Source organism: Duganella sp. Leaf61, from assembly GCF_001421905.1.
In the GTDB taxonomy this organism is placed as follows: Bacteria; Pseudomonadota; Gammaproteobacteria; order Burkholderiales; family Burkholderiaceae_D; genus Rugamonas; species Rugamonas zoogloeoides.
Map to the genome: position 1 here is coordinate 292337 of NZ_LMLM01000030.1, position 19881 is coordinate 312217.

The window sequence follows — 19881 nt, forward strand, 5'->3', positions numbered from 1 at the left end:
CCTGAACGACCCATGTGCCCCGCTGGCATGAAAGGTAAATCATGAATGCACCGGAAAGCAGCGACCGTATCACCAACCGAATCCCGCAAGCCATCACCTTAAAAATTCAGGAGGCAGCGGAACTAACCGGATCGACCATGAATCAATTCATGGTCCAGGCTTCGCTTGAAAAGGCCGAGAAAATTATCGACCGAGAAAAGTTCATCCAACTCTCGGAAAATGATGCCGCAATGATCATCAACCTGCTTGATAACCCTTCCAAACCCAATGCTGCCCTCATGCGAGCGTTTGAAAGATTCCAGCAAAGGGAAATTGAAAATGGCAACCAGAGTGGTCCCGCTGGAGACATCTCACCAGGTCAACAAGTTTGATTGTGAAAACGCGGACCTGAACTTCTTCTTGCAGGCCACAGCCGGACAGCATCAACGAAAATTCCTCTCCAAAACTTATGTTCTGATCGACGATGATGCGCCCACAGAAGTGTTGGGCTTTTATACGCTCGCTGTCAGAAGGATGATCTCGAAATTCGAGTTGCCACCGGCGATGGCGAAACGGCTGCCGCGCGACATACCCGGGCTCTCGCTTGCCAGGCTTGCCGTCGACCGCAATGTCAAAGGCCAAGGATTGGGAGAATACTTACTTTTTGATGGTATGCATCGGGCAAGACGCGTAGCAACAGAAATCGGCGGGTTCGCGATATTCGTCGATGCCAAGGATGACACGGCAGCAGCGTTTTATCGCCGATACGGTTTTACGTCATTCCCGGACAATCCGTTAATACTCTTGATGCCATTCGCGGATATGCCGCGATAGCTTGGCCTGCTGCCAGCGGCTACGTTAGCTGGCCATTTCCACCACCACTCGCGTCCCCTGCCCCAGCGACCCCGCCTCGATCCGCAGCCGCGCCCCATGCCGGGCGGCGATTTCGCGGGCGATCGGCAGGCCGAGGCCGCAGCCGCCGGCCACGTCGCTGTTGCTGCCACGGTAAAAGCGTTCAAGCACCAGCGCCCGTTCGTGCGCGGGGATGCCGGGCCCGTCGTCTTCCACCGTCAACCGCGACGGGTGTTGGTCGAGGGTTAACGTCACGGTGCCGCCAACCGGCGTATAGCGGATGGCGTTGTCGATCAGGTTGCCCAGCAGTTCGCCCAGCAGGTGCGGTTCTCCCGCCAGCATCGCGCCCTGGTCCGGGCCTTCGTAACCGAGGTCGATATCTTTGGCCAGCGCGCTGTCGGCCCAGCGCTCCACTGCGTGGCGCGCCAGCGCGGCCAGGTCCACCGGCACCTGGCGCAGGTGCTTTTCTCCCTCGCGCTCGGAGCGCATCAATGTCAGCAGCTGCTGCGTGACGTGGTGCAGCCGGCCCACCGCGCGATCGACATCGCCCAGCGCGTCGTTGTGTTTGACGGGGTCGTGCTCGCGCAGCACGCGCTGGGTTTGCACTTGTAGCGTGGCCAGCGGCGTGCGCAACTGGTGGGCAGCGTTCGAGATGAAACGCTTTTGCAGCGCCTGCTCTTCGCTGAGCTTGAGGATCAGGCGGTTGATGGCGGTGGTCAGCGGTTCGATTTCGACCGGCATGCGGTCGGTATCGGCAATCGGCACCAGGCTGTCGGCGTCGTACGTGCCCAGGCTGGCGGCAATGCTGTCCACCTTGCGCAGGTTGCGGGTGACCGCCAGCCAGATGAAGGCGCCGGCCAGCAGCAGCACCGCGATTTGCAGCGGTGCCCATTGTGCCAGCAGCTTGCCGGCCATGTGTTCGCGCTTTTGCATGGTCTCGGCCACCTGGATACGCACGGTGTCGTCGATGCCGCCGGGCGCGGCCTGTTCCAGTGCCACTACGCGCACGGCGTTGCCGCCCATGGTCGCATCGTAGTAAAGCGGCTGGTTCGGTACCAGCGCGCGCGGCGGCGCCGGCAACGGCGTATTGCGCAGCAGGGTTCCCTGCCGCGTGGACGAGGCCTGCCAGTAAATGCGGTCCAGCCGGTCCCATTCCAGCACTTCGATGGCCGCCTGCGGCAGCGCCAGCGCAACGTGGCCGTCCCGCGCCTTCACTTGCGCCGCCAGCGTCATGGCCGAATCGAGCAGCCAGCGGTCGTGCACCACGTTGCCGGCCTGGCGCGCAATCGCCATGCCGCCGACCGCGCCCAGCGCCAACACCAGCAGCAGCGGAATCGACAGGTGCAGCAGCAGCTGGCGCCGCAAACTCGGGCGATCAACGCTAGCCATGGGCGCCGGCCTCGAGGCGGTAGCCCAGTCCCCGCAGGGCGCGGATCATCGCGTCCGACTGCGCATCGGCCAGCTTGCGCCGCAGGCGGCTGACGAACACTTCGATCATGGCCGGGTTCTTTTCGTCGGCGTGGTCATACAGTTCATCGACGAACTGCGACTTGCTCACCACCCGCCCCGGCCGGCGCAACAGCATGCCCAGTACCGTGGCCTCGGCAGCGGTCAGCCCCAGTTCGCGGCCATGCACGCTGGCCTGCCGCGTGGCCGGTTCGAAATCGATATCGCCGAAGGTCACGCGCGACACCTGCGGCAGGCCGCGCCGCAGCAGCGCGCGCAGCCTTGCTTCCAGCTCGGGCAGCTCGAACGGTTTGGCCAGGTAGTCGTCGCCGCCGGCATCGAGCCCCGACACGCGGTCGTCGAGATCGAAGCGCGCGGTAAGGATCAGCACCGGCGCGGCCAGGCCGCCCGCGCGCAGGCGGCGCAGCACTTCCAGGCCGTCCATGTCGGGCAGACCGAGGTCGAGGATCACCAGGTCGTAGGTGCTGGCAGCGCAGGCGGCAATCGCCGCGCGGCCATCGGCAGCGACATCGGCGGCGTAGCCCGACTGGGCCAGTGAGCTGCACAGGCCATGCGCGAGTTCGCGGTCGTCTTCAACTATCAGGAGCGGCATCGGAAATAGGAGGGCAAGGTTCAGGCAAGGTAGCGCCGGTAAGATGCGGCGCAACGCCGGCACTGCGCCGCGCCATTGTAACCGAGGTCGCCACGCTGTACGGACCGGCCGGAACCAACGGAAAACCGATGAAGAGCAAGTACTGGATGGGAGCCGGCGCCTTGGTGCTGGCGGCAGCGGCGGTCACCGGGTCATACCTGTGGAAGGCGGCCACGCATGCCACAGCCGCCGCGCCAATAACAGCTCCAACAACAGCGCCAACAACAGCGCCGCCGGTGGCCAGCGGCACGCAGGAACTGCGCTTTGCCGCTGGCGCGCCGCAACTGGAGCTGCTGCGCGCGCAACCGATGCCATCGCTGCCGGTGCCGTTGGGCGCAGCGCTGAGCGCCCGCCTGGTGATGGACGAAGACGCGACCGCGCGCCTGGGCTCCGGCCTGGCGGGCCGCGTCCTGTCCGTTAAAGCCGCGCTGGGCGACCGCGTGCGCGCCGGCCAGTTGCTGGCCGAGATCGATGCGCCGGAACTGGGCACCGCGCAGGCCGACATCGACAAGGCCCGCTCCGACGAGACGCACAAGCGGCTGGTGCTCGAGCGCGCGCGGGTGCTGGGCGCCGGCGAAGGCATCGCCGGCCGCGAGCTGGAAGCGGCCGAAGCCGACCTGGCCGAAGCGCAAGCCGAATCGGCGCGCGCGCGCCAGCGCATGGCCAACCTGAACACGGCCGGCATGCGCGTGCGCGGCCAGCGCCTGGAGCTGGTCAGCCCGATTAACGGCGTGGTGGTCGAACGCGCGATCACGCCCGCGCTGGACGTGGGCCCGGAGTTATCCACGCAGCTGTTCGTGATCAGCGATCTGCGCAGCCTGTGGCTGCTGATCGACGTGCCCGAAGCGCTGGCGGCGCAGGTGCACCCCGGCGTGCGCGTGAACGTGGAGAGCGACACGTATCCCGGCGAGCATTTCACCGCCACCGTCATGCAGCGCGGCCAGGCGGTCGATCCCGACACGCGCCGCGTGGTGGTGCGCGCGCGGCTCGACAACGCCGGCGGCAAGCTGCTGCCCGAGATGTTCGTGCGCGCCGCGCTGTTGCAGCAGAACGGACACGCGGTACGGGTGCCCAACGGCGCCCTGGTCAACCGCGGCCTGTACACGTTTGTATTCGTGGAGACGGCGCCGGGCCGCTACCAGCGCCGCCAGGTGACATTGCTCACGCGCGGCGCCGACAACAGCTATGTCGGCAAGGGCCTGGCTGAAAACGAGCGCGTGGTCACCACCGGCGCCCTGCTGCTCGATGCCGAACTGAGCGCACGCGCAGGCAACGCGCCATGATCGACCGCCTGATCGTGTTCGCGCTGCGTCAGCGCGTGTTCGTGCTGGTGCTGGTGGCGGCGTTGACGGGCTTCGGCTTTTACGCGCTGTCGAACCTGCCCATCGAAGCCTTCCCCGACGTGCAGGACGTGCAGGTACGGGTAATCTCGCAACAGACCGGCCAGGCGCCCGAGGACATGGAGCGCACCGTCACGCTGCCCATCGAACGCGAAGTGGCCGGCATTCCGCGCCTGACCAACGTGCGCTCGGTGACCATGACCGGGCTGTCCATCGTCACCCTCACCTTTGCCGACGACACCGACAATTATTTCGCCCGCCAGCAGGTGATCGAAAAGCTGGCCGGCGCCGACCTGCCCGATGGCGTCAAGCCCGAACTGGCGCCGCTGTCCACGGCCGTGGGTGAAGTCTATCGTTACACCATCGACGCGCCGGGCCTGTCGGAAACCGAGATCCGCACCCTGCAGGACTGGACCATCCGCCCTGCGCTGCGCATGACGCCGGGCGTGGCCGACATCACCAGCTTCGGCGGCGCCATCCGCGAATACCAGGTGGAGGCCGACCCGTTTTTGCTGCGCAAATACCAGGTCACGCTCGACCAGCTCAAACAATCCATCGAGCAGGGTACCGGCAACGCCGGCGGCGGCCTGGCCAGCCTGGGCGACGCCACGCTGATCGTGCGCTCGGCCGGTTTGTACGCCAGCCTGGCCGATATCGAAAAAGTGGTGATCGCCGCGCGCCAGGGCCGCGCCATCACGGTAGCGGACGTGGCGAAGGTGCAGACTGGCGAGCGCCCGCGCTTTGGCATCGTCGGCGCCGACCAGCGCGACAGCATCGTGGAAGGCATCGTCACAATGACCAAGGGTGGCAATCCGTCCAAGATCAATGCCGACCTCAAGGAGCGCATCGCGCAACTGGAAAAGCGCCTGCCCGCGGGAGTAAAAATCGTGCCGATCTACGACCGTACGGATCTCGTCAAACACACGGTGTTCACGGTGGCTGAAAACCTGGTGATCGGTGCGCTGCTGGTGATTGTGGTGCTGGCGATCTTCCTGTCCAACTGGCGCGCCGCGCTGATCGTGGCTACCGTGATTCCGCTGTCGCTGCTGTTTGCGTTCATCCTGATGAATGCCTACGGCGTGTCGGCCAACCTGATCTCGCTGGGTGCCGTCGATTTCGGCATCATCATCGACAGCGCGGTGGTGATAGTGGAAGCGCTGATGGTGCGCATGGCGCTGATGGGTACCGGCGAGATCAACTCGGTGCAGTCGCGCATGCAGGTGCTGCACCGGACCATGCGCGACATGGCGCACCCGGTGCTGTTCTCCAAGGCCATCATCATCGTCGCGTTTGTGCCCATTTTCACCTTCCAGCGCGTGGAAGGGAAAATCTTCACGCCGGTCGCGCTCACGCTCACCTTCGCGCTGATCGGTTCCGTGCTGCTGACCTTTACCCTGCTGCCCACGCTGCTGGCGCGCACCATCGAAAAGCGTCCGCTCAGCGAAAAGCACAAGCCGTGGCTCGAGCGCCTGCAACAGCGCTACGGCGGTCTGCTGGAACGCACCATGCGCCGTGCAAAACCGATCCTGTGGCTGTCGGCCATCCCGGTGGTGATCGCGTTTGCGCTGGCGCCACGCCTCGGCAGCGAATTCATGCCCAAGCTCGACGAGGGCAATATCTGGCTCACCATCACGCTACCCACGTCGGCCTCGCTGGAGACCACCAAGGATGTCGAACGCCTGGTGCGCGCCAAGCTGCTGGCATATCCGGAAGTGTCTCACGTGATCAGTCAGGCCGGCCGTCCTGACGACGGCTCCGACCCGAAAGGTCCGAACAACCTGGAAACGCTGGTGGACCTCACGCCGCGCAAGCAGTGGCGCTTCGCCGACAAGGAGGCGCTGGTGGCCAGCATGTCGGCCAGCCTGGCGCAGATACCGGGGCTCACCACCAACTTCTCGCAGATCATCCAGGACAACGTGGAGGAATCGCTGTCGGGCTTTCGCGGTGAGATCGTCGCCAAGATCAGCGGCAGCGATCTGAATATCCTGGAGAACCACGCCCAGCACCTGGTGGAAATCATCGAGAAAATTCCCGGTGCGGTGGACGTCGATGCCACGCGCATCGGCGGCCAGAGCGAAGTGGTGGTCACACCCGACCGCACCCGCCTGGCGCGTTACGGCATCACCGTTGGCGACGTCAATGCGCTGGTGGAGCAGGCGCTGTCCGGCAATGCCGTCACCAGCTATTTCGAGGAAGACCGCCGCTTCGACGTGGTGCTGCGCATCCGCGCAGCCGACCGTGCCAGTGTGGATGCCATCGGCGCGCTGCAACTGTCAGTGCCGGGCACCAGGGTGGGCGATGGCCCGGGCACGCTGGCGCTGGCCGACGTGGCCACCATCGAGATCCGCCAGGGCGTTTCGCGCATCCTGCGCGAAGCCGGTTCGCGCACGGTGATCGTCAAGATGAATTTGTCGGGCCGCGACCAGGGCAGCTTCATCGACGAAGCGCAGCGCAAGGTAAGCGAACAGCTGCATCTGCCGGCCGGCTACGAAATCACCTGGGGCGGCCAGTTCGAAAACTCGCAGCGCGCCACCAAGCGCCTGGCAGTGACCATCCCGCTCACCATCTTGCTGATGTTCTCGCTGCTGTTCTGGGCATTCCGCTCGGTGCGACTGGCGGCGCTGGTGCTGGGTATGGTGCCGTTTACCATGATCGGTGGATTCGCGGCGCTGGCGCTCGGCGGGCTGCACCTGTCGGTGTCCGCAGCCGTGGGTTTCATCGCGGTGGCCGGCATCTCGGTGCAAAACGGCGTGATCATGGTGGAAGAAGTGATGCAGCGCGTGCGCGAAGGCGCTGCCGTGCGCCTGGCAATCGCCGAAGGTGCGGTGGTGCGCCTGCGGCCGATCCTGATGACGGCGCTGATGGCGGGCATGGGCCTGCTGCCGGCCGCGCTCTCGCAAGGCATCGGCAGCGAAACCCAGCGCCCGTTCGCCTGCGTGATCGTTGGCGGCATCGTCAGCGGCACCATCTTCACCCTGCTGGTGCTGCCGCTGGCGCTCAAGCTGTTCGGGAATTTCTCCGAACCGGAACAACCTGCCCTTCCCGATCCGGCCACGCCATGAACAAACATTTACTGACCGTCGGCGCCCTGGCGCTGCTGGCTGCCGGCTGCAGCGTCGGTCCCGAATATAAACGCCCTGCCGTCGCCCTGCCGGCGGCCTATACCGACACGCCCGCCACTACGGAAGCGGCGCCGCGCTACGCGCTGCAACAGGATATCCAGCGCGACTGGTGGACGCTGTTCCGCTCCCCCGCGCTCGACGCCCTGGTGGAGCAGGCATTCCGCGCCAATCCGTCGGTGCGCGAGGCGCAGGAGGCGTTGCGGGCTGCGCAGGAAAATGTGCTGGCCCAGCGCGGCTATTTCTATCCCACCGTGCAGGCGGGCTACTCGCCGGCACGCAACAAGGTGGCCGGCAACCTCGGTGGCAATTCGCCCGGCATCCAGGGCAACGGCACCGTGATCAGCACGAAAGAAGGCACGCCCGCCAGCGAAGGCGGCAAGGCGCCGTATACCGCACCGGTGCTCTACAACTTCCACACCGCGCAGCTGACGGTGGGCTACACGCCCGACGTGTTTGGCGCCAACCGGCTGGAAACGGCCTCGCTGGCGGCGCAGCAGCGGGCCGAACGCCTGCAACTGGAGGCGACCTACATTACGCTGGCGTCGAACATCGCGGCGGCGGCATTCCAGGACGCGCTGCTGCGGCGCCAGATCGACGTGGTGGAACAGATGATTGATGCCAGCGGCCAGGCGGTCGCACTGGCGCGCCGCCAGCGCGATGCCGGCTATACGGCCCGCCAGGAACTGGCGGCGCAGCAGAATGCCGCCGCCCAGGCCAAACAGCAGTTGCCGCCGTTGCGGCTGCAGTTCGAGCAGAACCGCGAACTGCTACGGGTGCTGGCCGGCGTGGCGCCCGGCGGCGCGGTGCCGGCGTTTACGCTGGCGTCGTTCCAGCTGCCGCCAACGTTGCCGCTATCGCTGCCATCGCAACTGATCGAGCAGCGCCCCGACATCCGCATGGCCGAAGAGGGTTTGCGCGCCGCCACCGCGCAGGCGGGCGTGGCGCGCGCGGCGCGGCTGCCGCAGTTTTCCATCAGCGCCACGGCTGGCGGCGCGGCCAGCCAGTTCGGCCAGATGTTCTGGAACAGCGGTAAATTCTTCGACGTGACCGCCAGCCTGCTGCAACCGCTGTTCGACGGCGGCACCCTGAAACACCGCGAGCGCGCCGCCAATGCAGCAATGCGCGGCGCCGTGGCCGCGTACCAGTCGGCCGTGGCGCAGGCGTACCAGAACGTGGCCGACGTGCTGCACGCGATCGACGCCGGCAACGACGCGCTGGCGGCGTCGCAGGAAGCCCGCGACGCCGCCGACACCATGCGCGACCTGGCCGTGCGCCAGCATGCCAACGGCTACCTGGACCAGCTGGCCCTGATCGCCGCCGAGCAGGAATCGTGGCAGGCGCAGTTGGCGCTGGCCCAGGCCGAAGCGAGCCGGCTCGGTGACGCGGCGGCGCTGTTCCAGGCGCTGGGTGGCGGCTGGTGGCATCGCACGGATAACGGCGCCGACGTCGCAGCTGTCAGTCCGCCACCTTGATCACCACCTTGCCGAACGGTCCCCGGGCCAGGTGCTCGAACGCCTGCACCGCCTCGTCGAACGCGTACACCCGGTCGATCACCGGCTTGATGCCATGCCGGTCGAGGAAAGGATTCATGCGGTCGAACGAGGTGCGGGGCGCCACCGCGATGCCACGGATCGTGGTCTGGCGGAAGATCACCGGCATCAGTTGCAGCTGCGTGGTCTGCCCGGTCAGGAAACCTACCTGGGCGATCACGCCGGCAGCCTTGGTCGCCTGCACCGACTGGTTCAGGCCTGCGCCGCCAGCCACGTCGATGGTGATGTCCACGCCCTTGCCACCGGTGAGCGCCAGCACCTCGCGCTCCCAGTCCGGGTGGGTGCGGTAGTTGATGCCGTCGCTCACGCCGAACGCTTTCGCTTTGGCCAGGTTGGCGTCGCTGCTGGACGTGGCGATCACGCGGGCGCCGTGGGCGGCGCCGATCTGCGCGGCAAAGATCGAGACGCCGCCGGTGCCCTGCACCAGCACGGTCTGGCCCGGTTGCAGGCGACCGACGTCCATCAGCGCATACCAGGCCGTAAGCGCTGCAATCGGCAGGGTCGATGCTTCCTCGTCGGTCATGTTCTGCGGTGCGCGCACGGCGCTGTCTTCGTGGATGACCATGTACTCGGCCAGTCCGCCCGGCAGCGGCATGCCGAAACAGTAGGCCGGTTCGTCGGGTCCCGGTTCACCGTCGATCCAGCGCGAATACAGGTGCGAGTTGACGCGGTCGCCGACGGCGAAGCGGGTAACGCCGACGCCGGCGGCCACCACCACGCCCACCGCGTCCGAGACCGGGATCAGCGACTTGGGCACCAGGTGCGGCTCGTAGATGCCATCGACAATCGCCTTGTCGCGGAAGTTAAGTGATACCGCCCCCACCTTTACCAGCAGTTCGCCGGCCTGCGGCACCGGGGTCGGCACCTCGCCCTGTTGCAGGTTATTCAAACCAAAATCTTTCAGCAGTCATGCCTTCATCGTGTTCTCCTGTAGCGTGAGGACCGGTTGGTGCTCAACGAGAAAGCAGTCTAATTACTTCCCTCGAGTTCAGTAAGTAGCTATGATTCCAGTCTTTCCATCCCCGAAGTCCACAATCTCATGGAAGACCGTTTTGCAGGCATCCGCGAGTTCGTCCTCGCAATCGACAAGGGCAGCATGAGCGCCGCAGCGGCGCTGTTGGGTGTGACCGGTTCCGCCGTCGGCAAAAGCATCTCGCGGCTAGAGGCCCGGCTGGGGGTGCAGCTGCTGCACCGGACCACGCGCCGCATCGATCTCACTACAGAGGGCGAGGCTTACCTGCTCAGTTGCCGGCGCGTGCTGGAAGAACTCGACCAGGCCGAATCGTTCCTGGCCACCGGCCACCGCGAACCGGTGGGCCGGCTGCGCATCGACCTGCCCACCACGTTCGGCCGGCGCCATATCGTGCCGCCGCTGCTGGCACTGGCGGCGCGCCACGCCAAACTCGATCTGTCGTTCACGCTGCGCGACCAGGCGGTGGACATGGTTGCCGACGGCATCGACCTGGCCGTGCGCATCGGCGCGCTGGGCGACTATCCCGATTTGATCGCGCGCCGGCTGGGCGACCAACACATGGTGATCTGCGCAGCGCCCGCCTACCTGGCGCGCAAGGGCACGCCGCGCAGCCACGCCGACCTGGCGGCGCACGACTGCCTGGCAGGCTGGCGCCGCACTGCCAGGTCCACCTGGCTGTTGAAGGATGCAATGGGCGCCATCGCCCCGCACGAAGTACCGGTGCGCCACGAACTGCCCGACGGTGACGCCCTGCTCCAAGCCACGCTGGCCGGCTGCGGCCTGGCGCAATTTCCTGTCTGGCTGGCGGGCGAGGCACTACGCACCGGCGCCCTGGTGCAAGTGCTAGCCGACATCAGCGGCGGCACGATGCCGATCCACGTGCTGTGGCAAAAGACCTGGCATTTGCAGCCGAAAGTCAGGATGGCCGTCGATACCCTGGTGGCGCTGGCCGAGAACCGGCCGGACATCTTCGATGCACGCTCGCCGGCTCCCTGAGCTTAACGCTGCGCCACGGCATCGGCTTCCGACGCAGTCTGCCCACCGCCGCCGAGCGCCTTGAATGCCGCCACTGCGGCACGCGCCGCTTCGGTTTGCGCCTGCGCGCGCAGGTCCGATGCCTGCAGCAGCTTGTCGTCCGCCTGCAGCACCTCGATCAGGCTCACCACGCCCTTCTGGTAAGCGGCAAACGACGCCTGGCGTGCCTGCTGCCACGCTTGCACGCCCTGCTCCAGCGTGGCAGCCTGGCGGTTGCGCTGATTCATGTCGGTCAACGCATTTTCCACGTCGGCCGTGGCGCGCAGCGCGGACTGGCGGTAGGCCGCCAGTGCTTCGGCCTCCTGCCCGCGCGCTTGGACGATCTGGGCGTTGATGCGGCCGAAGTCGAACAGGCGCCAGCGCAGTCCCAGCACGGCCGAGGCTTCGCTGGCGCCGCTGGTAAACAGGTTGCCGCCCGAGATGGCGGTGGCGCTGCCGATCATCCCGCTCAGCGAAAACTTCGGATAGAACTCGGCAATTGCCATGCCGATGCGTGCATTGGACGCGGCCAGCCGGCGCTCGGCAACGATCAGGTCGGGGCGGCGGCGCAGCAGGTCGCCCGGGGCCCCGGTGGCCGTGATGAGCGCCGCCACCGGGATTGCGTTCGCGATCGTGAGCGGAATTGCAGCTGTATTTTCCGCCGGATTTGCAGCTGGATTGGCAGCTGAATTTGAGGCCGCATGGCCTGCTGCCTTCGCGCCTTGCATCGCCAGTTGCGCACGATGCGTACCCGGTGCGCTGCCCAGCATGACGTCGAGCGCGTTCATGGCGGTATCCTGCGCAGCTTCCAGCACCGGGACCGAGGAACGCACCTGCGCCAGCGCGCCTTCCACCTGGTGCACTTGCAGCTCGGGGACCAGGCCCTTGTCCAGCAGGAGCTTGAGCGTGGCCAGCAGGTCTTCCTGGGTGCGCACCTGGTGGCGCGCAATGTCAAGCCGCGCTTGCAGACCGCGCAAGCTGATGTAGGTGTCGGCAGTCTGGGCGGCCACTGCCAGCCGGGTGGCGGCAGCGCCAGCGGCGGACGCCTCGTACTCGGCCAGTGCCGCCTCGTGTCCGCGCCGCAGTCCGCCGAACAGGTCGATTTCCCAACCGGCGCCGACGCCTGCTTCGTAGGCGCTGCCATAGCGGTCAAAGCCGGGCTGCGAATCGAGCACCCGGCCCAGCGGCGTTTCCACCGACTGGTAGGCGCGCGCGGCCTGGGCGTTCACGTTCGCCGATGGGAGCAGCGCCGCCTGGGCGGCGCCAAGGCCGGCCCGCGCCTGCGCTACCCGGGCCGCCGCCTGCGCCAGGTCGAGATTCTGCGCCAGCGCCAGCGTAATGAGCTGGTCGAGTTGCGGGTCGTCGAAGCGCTGCCACCACCGGGACAGGTCGGCCGACGTTTCCGTAGAAGGGGTCAGGTAATGCTGCGGCAGTTGCAGATCGGGGCGCGCATAGTAGGGCCCCACGGCCGGAGCGGTGGCGCAGCCTGTCACAAAACAGGCTGCCGCCAGCGCAATCAATGGTCGGATCGGGTTCATGGCAGTTCACTAAAGAAGAAAAGATGAAAGTGACTATATCACACTTTGGTCACTTATTGTGCAAATCGGGGATGGGGGTTAAGCTGTCGGCCATGACTACTGCAAACATCAACCATGGCCCGACCCGGGGCCCGGCCGACCATGACGTGCGCGACCAGATCGTCAGCGCCGCCACCGCCCATTTCCGCCTGTACGGCTACGAGAAGACCACCGTCTCCGACCTGGCCAAGGCGATCGGTTTTTCCAAGGCCTATATCTACAAGTTCTTCGAATCGAAGCAGGCCATCGGCGAACAGATTTGCGCCACCTGCCTGCGCGAGATCGAGACCGACGTCCGCGCTGCCGTCGATGGCGCCGACGGCGCGCCCGAGAAGCTGCGCCGCCTGTTCAAGACCATCGTGGCATCGGGCATGCGGCTGTTCTTCGAGGACCGCAAGCTGTTCGACATCGCCTCCTCGGCCGCCTCGGAGCGGTGGGATTCCGCGCAGCGCTACGAGCTGCGCATCCAGGGCATCCTGACCGACATCCTGCGCCTGGGCCGCGAGAACGAAGACTTCGAACGCAAGACGCCGCTGGACGAAACGGTGAGCGCCATCTACCTGGTGCTGCGGCCGTATCTCAATCCGCTGCTGCTGCAATACAGCTTCGACTCCGTTGACCACGCACCGGCCCAGCTATCGAGCCTGGTGCTGCGAAGCTTGTCGAGATGACACTCTTAAATCGATTGTGACCGTTGACATATTTGGTCACTAGTCTCAAAATGAAATCCTGTTTTGTTCACTCACGGGATTTCTATGCCTCGCCGTCTTGTCGCCACCGCTGCCTTGTCCGCCGTTTGCCTGCCCGCCTTGCTGCTGGCGGGCTGCGACAAGCCGGCCCCCTCCGATCCACGCACGCAAGCGCCACTGGTGCGCACCGCCATGCTCAGCGAAGCCGCACGCGGCGCGCGGACGTTCACCGGCACCGTCGCCGCCCGCGTCCAGAGTGAACCGGGGTTCCGGGTCGCGGGCAAAGTCCTCGAACGGCTGGTCGATACGGGCCAGCACGTAAAACGTGGCCAGGTGCTGATGCGCATCGATCCGGTCGACCTGAAACTGGCTGCCGGCGCCCAACTGGAAGCAGTCACCGCAGCAAGGGCGCGCGCCCGGCAAACCGCGCAAGACGAGGCGCGCTACCGCGACCTGCGCGGCACCGGCGCCATTTCCGCCTCCGCCTATGACCAGGTGGCGGCAGCCGCAGACGCCGCGAATGCGCAGTTGAAGGCAGCTGAAGCCCAGGCCGAAGTGGCGCGCAACGCCAGCCACTACGCCGAGCTGGTGGCCGATGCCGACGGCATCGTCATGGACACCCTGGCCGAACCGGGCCAGGTGGTGGCCGCCGGACAGCCGGTGCTGCGCCTGGCGCGCGCCGGCAGCCGCGAAGCCGTGATCGCGCTGCCCGAGACGCTGCGTCCCCGGTTGGGATCGACCGGGCTGGCCACGCTGTTCGGACAGACCGGACAGGCAGTGCCGGCACGCCTGCGCCAGTTGTCCGACACTGCCGACCGCGCCACCCGCACCTACGAAGCGAGATACGTACTGGAAGGGGCGCTGGCCGCCGCACCCCTGGGTGCGACCGTTACGATTGAGCTGCCCGATGCGACACCGACAGCGGCCAATGAAGCAGGTAATTCAGCTGTCGGGTCAGATGCCACCGCCAAGGGGGGCGACACCAAATCGGCGACGAAGGCCGGTTCCAGCACTGACACGCAGGCAAGAAGCAGCGCGTGGTCAGTACCGATGGGCGCCCTGCACGACGCTGGCAAGGGTCCGGGCGTGTGGTTGGTCCAGGGCCAGCCAGCGCAGGTCACGTGGCGGCCGGTGGCCGTGCAGCGCCTGGGTGACGACGCCGCTATCGTTACCGGTCCGCTCAAATCCGGCGAGCGCATCGTGGCGCTGGGCGCCCACTTGCTGCGCGAAGGCCAAGCTGTACGGCTGGTCGCAGAACCGGTAGTGGCAGCGGCTCCGCCAGCCGCAGCGGCGGCTACATCTGCAGTGACGGCGGCGTCGGCTGCGCCTGCACCAATTACCAGCGCCGGAGCCAAACAATGAGCGCGGGCCGCTTCAACCTCTCCGCGCTGGCCGTGCGCGAGCGCGCGATCACCCTGTTCCTGATCTTCCTGATCTCGGTCGCGGGCGTGGTCTCGTTCTTCAAGCTCGGTCGCGCGGAAGACCCGGCCTTCACCATCAAGGTCATGACCGTGATCACCGCCTGGCCCGGCGCCACCGCGCAGGAAATGCAGGACCAGGTGGCCGAAAAGCTCGAGAAGCGCTTGCAGGAACTGCGCTGGTACGAACGCAGCGAAACCTATACCCGCCCCGGCCTTGCCTTCACCACCCTGACGCTGCAGGACAGCACGCCGCCGGCCGAGGTGCAAGAGCAGTTCTACCAGGCCCGCAAAAAGGTGGGCGACGAGGCGGGCAACCTGCCGCAGGGCGTGATCGGCCCCATGGTCAATGACGAATACGCGGACGTGACCTTTGCACTGTTCGCGCTGAAGGCCAAGGGCGAGCCGCAGCGCCTGCTGGTGCGCGACGCCGAAACGCTGCGTCAGCGCCTGTTGCACGTGCCGGGGGTCAAAAAGGTCAACATCATCGGCGAGCAGCCGGAGCGCATCTACGTGGAATTCTCGCACGAGCGCCTGGCCACGCTGGGCGTGGCGCCGCACCAGGTGTTCGCGGCGCTCAACAACCAGAACGTGTTGACGCCTGCCGGTTCGGTCGATACCAGCGGCCCGCAGGTGTTCATCCGCCTGGATGGCGCCTTCGACCAGCTGCAAAAAATCCGCGACACGCCGATCGTCGTGCAGGGGCGCACCCTCAAGCTGTCCGACATCGCCACCGTCAAGCGCGGCTACGAAGACCCGTCGAGCTTCATCCTTCGTAACGGCGGCGAACCGGTCCTGTTGCTGGGCATCGTGATGCGCGACGGCTGGAATGGCCTGGACCTGGGCAAGGCGCTGGACACGGAGGTGGGCGCCATCAACGCCGAACTGCCGCTGGGCATGGGCCTGTCCAAGGTCACCGACCAGGCGGTCAATATCGGATCGGCGGTCGATGAGTTCATGGTCAAGTTCTTCGTCGCGCTGCTGGTGGTGATGGTGGTTTGTTTCGTCAGCATGGGCTGGCGCGTGGGCATCGTGGTCGCTGCCGCTGTGCCGCTGACATTGGCGGTGGTGTTCATCGTGATGGCCGCCACCGGCAAGAACTTCGATCGCATCACGCTCGGCTCCCTGATCCTCGGACTGGGCCTGCTGGTGGACGACGCCATCATCGCCATCGAAATGATGGTGGTCAAAATGGAGGAAGGCTACGACCGCATTGCCGCTTCGGCCTATGCCTGGAGCCACACGGCCGCACCGATGCTGGCCGGTACGCTGGTCACAGCAGTGGGCTTCATGCCCAATGGATTTGCACGCTCATCGGCTGGCGAATACACCAGCAATATGTTCTGGATCGTCGGAATTGCGCTGATCGCGTCGTGGGTGGTGGCGGTGGTATTTACCCCGTACCTGGGGGTGAAGATGCTGCCGCAGTTGAAGAAGGTCGAAGGCGGCCACGCAGCGCTGTACGACACGCCGCGCTACCGGCGCTTCCGCGACCTGCTGGGCCGCGTGATCGCCCGCAAGTGGGTGGTCGCCGGCGCCGTGGTGGGCCTGTTCGCGTTGGCCATCGGCGGCATGGCCGTGGTCAAGAAACAGTTCTTTCCGGTCTCCGATCGGCCCGAAGTGCTGGTCGAAGTGCAGATGCCGTTCGGTACGGCAATCGGCCAGACCAGCGCCGCCGCCGCCAAGGTGGAGGCATGGCTGGCCAGGCAGCCGGAAGCAAAAATCGTCACCGCCTACATCGGCCAGGGCGCGCCGCGCTTTTATCTCGCCATGGGACCGGAACTGCCCGATCCGTCGTTCGCCAAGATCGTGATCCGCACCGACAGCCAGGACGAGCGCGACGCCTTGAAAGTGCGCCTGCGCGAGGTGGTCGCCGCCGGGCTGGCGCCGGAAGCGCGGGTGCGCGTGACGCAACTGGTGTTCGGCCCGTACTCACCGTACCCGGTCGCCTACCGCGTGAGCGGGCCCGATCCGGCCAAGATGCGCGACATCGCGGCAGACGTGCAGCATGTGCTTGAGGAGAGCCCGATGATGCGCACCGTGAACAGCGACTGGGGCGTGCGTACACCTTCGCTGCATTTCACCTTGCAGCAGGATCGCCTGCAGGCGGTGGGCCTGACCTCCACTGCAGTGGCGCAGCAGCTGCAATTCCTGCTCAATGGCGTGCCATTGACGGCCGTGCGGGAAGATATCCGCACAGTCCAGGTCATTGCACGCTCGGCCGGCGACAACCGGCTCGACCCGGCCCGCATCGCCGACTTCACGCTATCGGGCGCCGACGGCCAGCGCATTCCGCTCTCGCAGGTGGGCACGGTGGACGTGAAGTTCGAAGAACCGCTGGTGCGCCGCCGCGACCGCGTGCCGACGATGACCGTGCGTGGCGATATCGCCGACGGCTTGCAGCCGCCGGACGTCTCCGGCGCCATCACCGCCCAGCTGCAGCCGATCGTCGCCAGGCTGCCCAGTGGCTACCACATCGTTGAAGCGGGTTCGATCGAGGAATCGGGCAAGGCTACCACGGCCATGCTGCCGCTGTTCCCGATCATGCTGGCGATCACGCTGTTGATCATCATCTTCCAGGTGCGCTCGATCGCGGCGATGGTGATGGTGTTCCTGACCAGTCCACTGGGCCTGATCGGCGTGGTGCCGACCTTGATCCTGTTTGGCCAGCCGTTCGGCATCAATGCGCTGGTGGGCCTGATCGCGCTGTCGGGCATCCTGATGCGCAACACGCTGATCCTGATCGGCCAGATCGACGACAACCAGAAGGCGGGGCTCGATCCGTTCCGCGCGGTGGTGGAGGCAACGGTGCAGCGCTCGCGGCCCGTGATCCTCACCGCGCTGGCCGCCGTGCTGGCGTTCATCCCGCTCACCCACTCGGTATTCTGGGGCACGCTGGCCTACACGCTGATCGGCGGCACCATCGCCGGCACCGTGCTGACGCTGGTGTTCCTGCCGGCCATGTATGCGATCTGGTTCAAGATCGCGCCGCCGGCGCCGGATGCGGCGCCGACCGGTGGGACAGCGCCGGTGTTACACCACTAGGAGCGCGCAGCCGCCCTGGCGCGCGCCGCATGCAGCTTCTTGTAGCTGTCGATCAGGCGCGCGTGGCGCTCCAGCCCTTCGAGCTGCATGCTCGTTGGCGCGAGGCCATGGAAGCGCACCGTGCCCGCCACTGAGCCGAGCACCGCGTCCATGCGCGCGGCGCCGAACATGCGGCGGAAATTGACCTCGTAGTCTGCCAGGTCCATGTCGTCGTCGAGCTCCACTTCCAGGACCACGTTGAGCGCCTGGTAGAACAGGCGGCGCTCGACCGTGTTGTCGTTGTACTGGAGGAAGGACTCGACCAGTTCCTTGGCTTCGTCGAAGTTTTTCAACGCCAGGTTGATCAGGAGCTTGAGTTCCAGCGTGGTGAGCTGGCCCCATTCGGTGTTCTCGTCGAACTCGATGCCGATCAGGGTGGCGATGTCGCCGTATTCATCGAGCTCGTTGTCGTCCAGGCGGTCGAGCAGCGCTTCGAGCGCGTCGTCGTCCAGGCGGTGCAGATTCAGCACGTCTTCGCGGAACAGCAGCGCCTTGTTGGTGTTATCCCAGACCAGGTCTTCCACGGGATAGACTTCCGAGTAGCCGGGCACCAGGATACGGCAGGCAACCGCGCCAAGGTCGTCGTACACGGCCGTGTAAACTTCCTTGCCCATGTCCTTGAGGATGCCGAACAGCGTGGCCGCTTCCTCGGCGTTGGAATTTTCGCTTTTGCCCGAGAAGTCCCAATCGACGAAATCGTAGTCGGCTTTGGCGCTGAAGAAGCGCCACGAGACGATGCCGCTCGAATCGATGAAGTGTTCGACGAAGTTGTTCGGCTCCGTCACCGCTTCGCTGGCAAACGTCGGCTGCGGCAGGTCGTTCAGGCCTTCGAAGCTGCGGCCTTGCAGCAGTTCGGTAAGGCTGCGTTCGAGCGCCACTTCCAGGCTCGGATGGGCGCCGAACGAGGCGAACACGCCGCCGGTGCGCGGGTTCATCAGCGTGACGCACATGACCGGGTACACGCCGCCGAGCGACGCATCTTTTACAAGCACCGGGAAGCCCTGCTCCTCCAGCCCCTTGATGCCGGCGACGATGCCCGGGTACCTGGCCAGCACTTCCTGCGGCACGTCCGGCAACGCCATTTCACCTTCGAGGATTTGGCGCTTGACGGCGCGCTCGAAGATCTCGGACAGGCACTGCACCTGCGCTTCGACCAGCGTGTTACCGGCGCTCATGCCGTTGCTGACATACAGATTCTCGACCAGGTTGGACGGGAAGTACACGGTGGCGCCATCGGACAGGCGCGTGTACGGCAGCGCGCAGATGCCGCGCTCGATATTGCCGGAGTTGGTGTCGATCAGGTGCGAGCCGCGCAGTTCGCCGTCAGCGTCGTAGATGTCGCGCGTGTAGTCGTCGAGGATTTCGGCGGGCAGCTTGTCGCGGCGGGCCGGCTTGAACCAGCGCTCGTTCGGGTAGTGGACGAAATCGGCGTTGGCGATGTCTTCGCCCCAGTAGCTGCCGGCGTAGAAGTGGTTGTTGTTCAGGCGCTCGATATACTCGCCCAGCGCCGAGGCCAGCGCGCTTTCCTTGGTGGCGCCTTTGCCGTTGGTGAAGCACATCGGCGAATGGGCGTCGCGGATGTGCAGCGACCACACGTTCGGCACGATGTTGCGCCACGAGGCAATTTCGATCTTGATGCCCAGGTCGGCCAGCACGCCCGACATATTGGCGATGGTCTGCTCGAGCGGCAGGTCCTTGCCGGGGATGAAGGTGCGGGCGGCGGCATCCGGGTTAAGCGTGAGCAGCGCTTGCGCGTCGGCGTCGAGGTTGGCCACTTCTTCGATCACGAAGTCGGGCCCTTCCTGCACCACTTTTTTCACCGTGCAGCGGTCGATCGAGCGCAGGATGCCCTGGCGGTCCTTGTCGGAGATATCAGCCGGCAGCTCGACCTGGATCTTGAAGATCTGTTTATAACGATTTTCCGGATCGACGATGTTGTTCTGCGAAAGACGGATATTCTCGGTCGGGATATTGCGAGTATTGCAATATAACTTCACGAAATACGCTGCGCACAGGGCCGACGACGCCAAAAAATAGTCGAACGGGCCGGGGGCCGAGCCGTCGCCCTTGTAGCGGATGGGCTGGTCGGCGATGACCGTAAAATCATCGAACTTGGCTTCGAGCCGCAGCTTGTCGAGAAAGTTGACCTTGATTTCCATGGGAGGCTTCCAATTCTGGTGCTAAA

General features: G+C 65.7%; 14 protein-coding genes. 9 read left to right on the forward strand and 5 right to left on the reverse strand.

The window, feature by feature from the left end; genetic code table 11:
* The first annotated feature begins 41 nt into the window (after positions 1-41).
* Both ASF04_RS27040 and ASF04_RS21455 read left to right on the forward strand, forming a co-directional pair.
* Positions 42-371, forward strand: coding sequence for a DUF1778 domain-containing protein (locus ASF04_RS27040; protein ID WP_082488926.1), 330 nt, complete (start codon positions 42-44; stop codon positions 369-371).
* The gene (locus tag ASF04_RS21455) at positions 319-813 is read left to right on the forward strand and encodes a GNAT family N-acetyltransferase (protein ID WP_056146501.1); all 495 of its coding nucleotides are present in this window, start codon (positions 319-321) and stop codon (positions 811-813) included. Before ASF04_RS27040 ends, ASF04_RS21455 begins: the two co-directional genes overlap by 53 nt.
* A 24-nt stretch (positions 814-837) precedes the next feature.
* Here the strand turns inward: ASF04_RS21455 and ASF04_RS21460 are convergent, their stop codons facing one another.
* Together ASF04_RS21460 and ASF04_RS21465 are read right to left on the reverse strand one after the other, a co-directional pair.
* Entirely contained in the window at positions 838-2220 is a 1383-nt protein-coding gene (locus ASF04_RS21460) for a sensor histidine kinase (protein WP_056146503.1), read from the reverse strand.
* A complete protein-coding gene (locus ASF04_RS21465) occupies positions 2213-2890 on the reverse strand; it encodes a response regulator transcription factor (RefSeq protein ID WP_056146505.1) in 678 nt (225 codons plus the stop codon). Before ASF04_RS21465 ends, ASF04_RS21460 begins: the two co-directional genes overlap by 8 nt.
* 128 nt (positions 2891-3018) lie before the next feature.
* On the opposite strand from ASF04_RS21465, the gene ASF04_RS21470 reads away from it, so the two are divergent.
* The 3 genes from ASF04_RS21470 to ASF04_RS21480 are packed head-to-tail and all read left to right on the forward strand — an operon-like array spanning position 3019 to position 8863.
* A complete protein-coding gene (locus ASF04_RS21470) occupies positions 3019-4212 on the forward strand; it encodes an efflux RND transporter periplasmic adaptor subunit (protein ID WP_156368729.1) in 1194 nt (397 codons plus the stop codon).
* Positions 4209-7331, forward strand: a complete 3123-nt coding sequence (locus tag ASF04_RS21475; protein ID WP_056146507.1) for an efflux RND transporter permease subunit — start codon at positions 4209-4211, stop codon at positions 7329-7331. Before ASF04_RS21470 ends, ASF04_RS21475 begins: the two co-directional genes overlap by 4 nt.
* Entirely contained in the window at positions 7328-8863 is a 1536-nt protein-coding gene (locus tag ASF04_RS21480) for an efflux transporter outer membrane subunit (protein WP_056146509.1), read from the forward strand. Before ASF04_RS21475 ends, ASF04_RS21480 begins: the two co-directional genes overlap by 4 nt.
* On the opposite strand, the gene ASF04_RS21485 is transcribed toward ASF04_RS21480, so the two are convergent.
* Positions 8847-9830, reverse strand: a complete 984-nt coding sequence (locus ASF04_RS21485) for an NAD(P)-dependent alcohol dehydrogenase (RefSeq protein ID WP_229205153.1) — start codon at positions 9828-9830, stop codon at positions 8847-8849. The two genes, ASF04_RS21480 and ASF04_RS21485, sit on opposite strands and share 17 nt — an antisense overlap.
* A 150-nt stretch (positions 9831-9980) precedes the next feature.
* Here ASF04_RS21485 and ASF04_RS21490 point away from each other — a divergent pair, with 150 nt between their 5' ends.
* Entirely contained in the window at positions 9981-10910 is a 930-nt protein-coding gene (locus ASF04_RS21490; protein WP_056146511.1) for a LysR substrate-binding domain-containing protein, read from the forward strand.
* Between the two features lie 2 nt (positions 10911-10912).
* On the opposite strand, the gene ASF04_RS21495 is transcribed toward ASF04_RS21490, so the two are convergent.
* On the reverse strand, positions 10913-12466 hold the full coding sequence (locus ASF04_RS21495) for a TolC family protein (RefSeq protein WP_056146512.1): 1554 nt from the start codon (positions 12464-12466) through the stop codon (positions 10913-10915).
* A gap of 92 nt (positions 12467-12558) precedes the next feature.
* On the opposite strand from ASF04_RS21495, the gene ASF04_RS21500 reads away from it, so the two are divergent.
* From ASF04_RS21500 to ASF04_RS21510, 3 genes are all read left to right on the forward strand, one after another.
* Positions 12559-13176 (forward strand): TetR/AcrR family transcriptional regulator, encoded by a 618-nt coding sequence (locus ASF04_RS21500; RefSeq protein WP_056146637.1) that lies wholly within the window; start codon positions 12559-12561, stop codon positions 13174-13176.
* 84 nt (positions 13177-13260) lie between these two features.
* The gene (locus ASF04_RS21505) at positions 13261-14556 is read left to right on the forward strand and encodes an efflux RND transporter periplasmic adaptor subunit (RefSeq protein ID WP_056146514.1); all 1296 of its coding nucleotides are present in this window, start codon (positions 13261-13263) and stop codon (positions 14554-14556) included.
* Positions 14553-17657, forward strand: a complete 3105-nt coding sequence (locus ASF04_RS21510) for an efflux RND transporter permease subunit (protein WP_056146516.1) — start codon at positions 14553-14555, stop codon at positions 17655-17657. The genes ASF04_RS21505 and ASF04_RS21510 overlap by 4 nt, the downstream gene beginning before the upstream one ends.
* Here ASF04_RS21510 and ASF04_RS21515 read toward each other — a convergent pair.
* Positions 17654-19855, reverse strand: a complete 2202-nt coding sequence (locus tag ASF04_RS21515; RefSeq protein WP_056146518.1) for an OsmC domain/YcaO domain-containing protein — start codon at positions 19853-19855, stop codon at positions 17654-17656. The two genes, ASF04_RS21510 and ASF04_RS21515, sit on opposite strands and share 4 nt — an antisense overlap.
* Between the last annotated feature and the right edge of the window lie 26 nt (positions 19856-19881).

What these genes read in the sequence shown, in the direction of transcription:
- ASF04_RS21475 (WP_056146507.1), top strand. Translation starts at nt 4,209, where the DNA reads ATGATCGACCGCCTGATCGTGTTCGCGCTGCGTCAGCGCGTGTTCGTG.
- ASF04_RS21465 (WP_056146505.1), bottom strand. Translation starts at nt 2,890, where the DNA reads ATGCCGCTCCTGATAGTTGAAGACGACCGCGAACTCGCGCATGGCCTG.
- ASF04_RS21470 (WP_156368729.1), top strand. Translation starts at nt 3,019, where the DNA reads ATGAAGAGCAAGTACTGGATGGGAGCCGGCGCCTTGGTGCTGGCGGCA.
- ASF04_RS21515 (WP_056146518.1), bottom strand. Translation starts at nt 19,855, where the DNA reads ATGGAAATCAAGGTCAACTTTCTCGACAAGCTGCGGCTCGAAGCCAAG.
- ASF04_RS21480 (WP_056146509.1), top strand. Translation starts at nt 7,328, where the DNA reads ATGAACAAACATTTACTGACCGTCGGCGCCCTGGCGCTGCTGGCTGCC.
- ASF04_RS21490 (WP_056146511.1), top strand. Translation starts at nt 9,981, where the DNA reads ATGGAAGACCGTTTTGCAGGCATCCGCGAGTTCGTCCTCGCAATCGAC.
- ASF04_RS21495 (WP_056146512.1), bottom strand. Translation starts at nt 12,466, where the DNA reads ATGAACCCGATCCGACCATTGATTGCGCTGGCGGCAGCCTGTTTTGTG.
- ASF04_RS21460 (WP_056146503.1), bottom strand. Translation starts at nt 2,220, where the DNA reads ATGGCTAGCGTTGATCGCCCGAGTTTGCGGCGCCAGCTGCTGCTGCAC.
- ASF04_RS21455 (WP_056146501.1), top strand. Translation starts at nt 319, where the DNA reads ATGGCAACCAGAGTGGTCCCGCTGGAGACATCTCACCAGGTCAACAAG.
- ASF04_RS27040 (WP_082488926.1), top strand. Translation starts at nt 42, where the DNA reads ATGAATGCACCGGAAAGCAGCGACCGTATCACCAACCGAATCCCGCAA.
- ASF04_RS21510 (WP_056146516.1), top strand. Translation starts at nt 14,553, where the DNA reads ATGAGCGCGGGCCGCTTCAACCTCTCCGCGCTGGCCGTGCGCGAGCGC.
- ASF04_RS21505 (WP_056146514.1), top strand. Translation starts at nt 13,261, where the DNA reads ATGCCTCGCCGTCTTGTCGCCACCGCTGCCTTGTCCGCCGTTTGCCTG.
- ASF04_RS21500 (WP_056146637.1), top strand. Translation starts at nt 12,559, where the DNA reads ATGACTACTGCAAACATCAACCATGGCCCGACCCGGGGCCCGGCCGAC.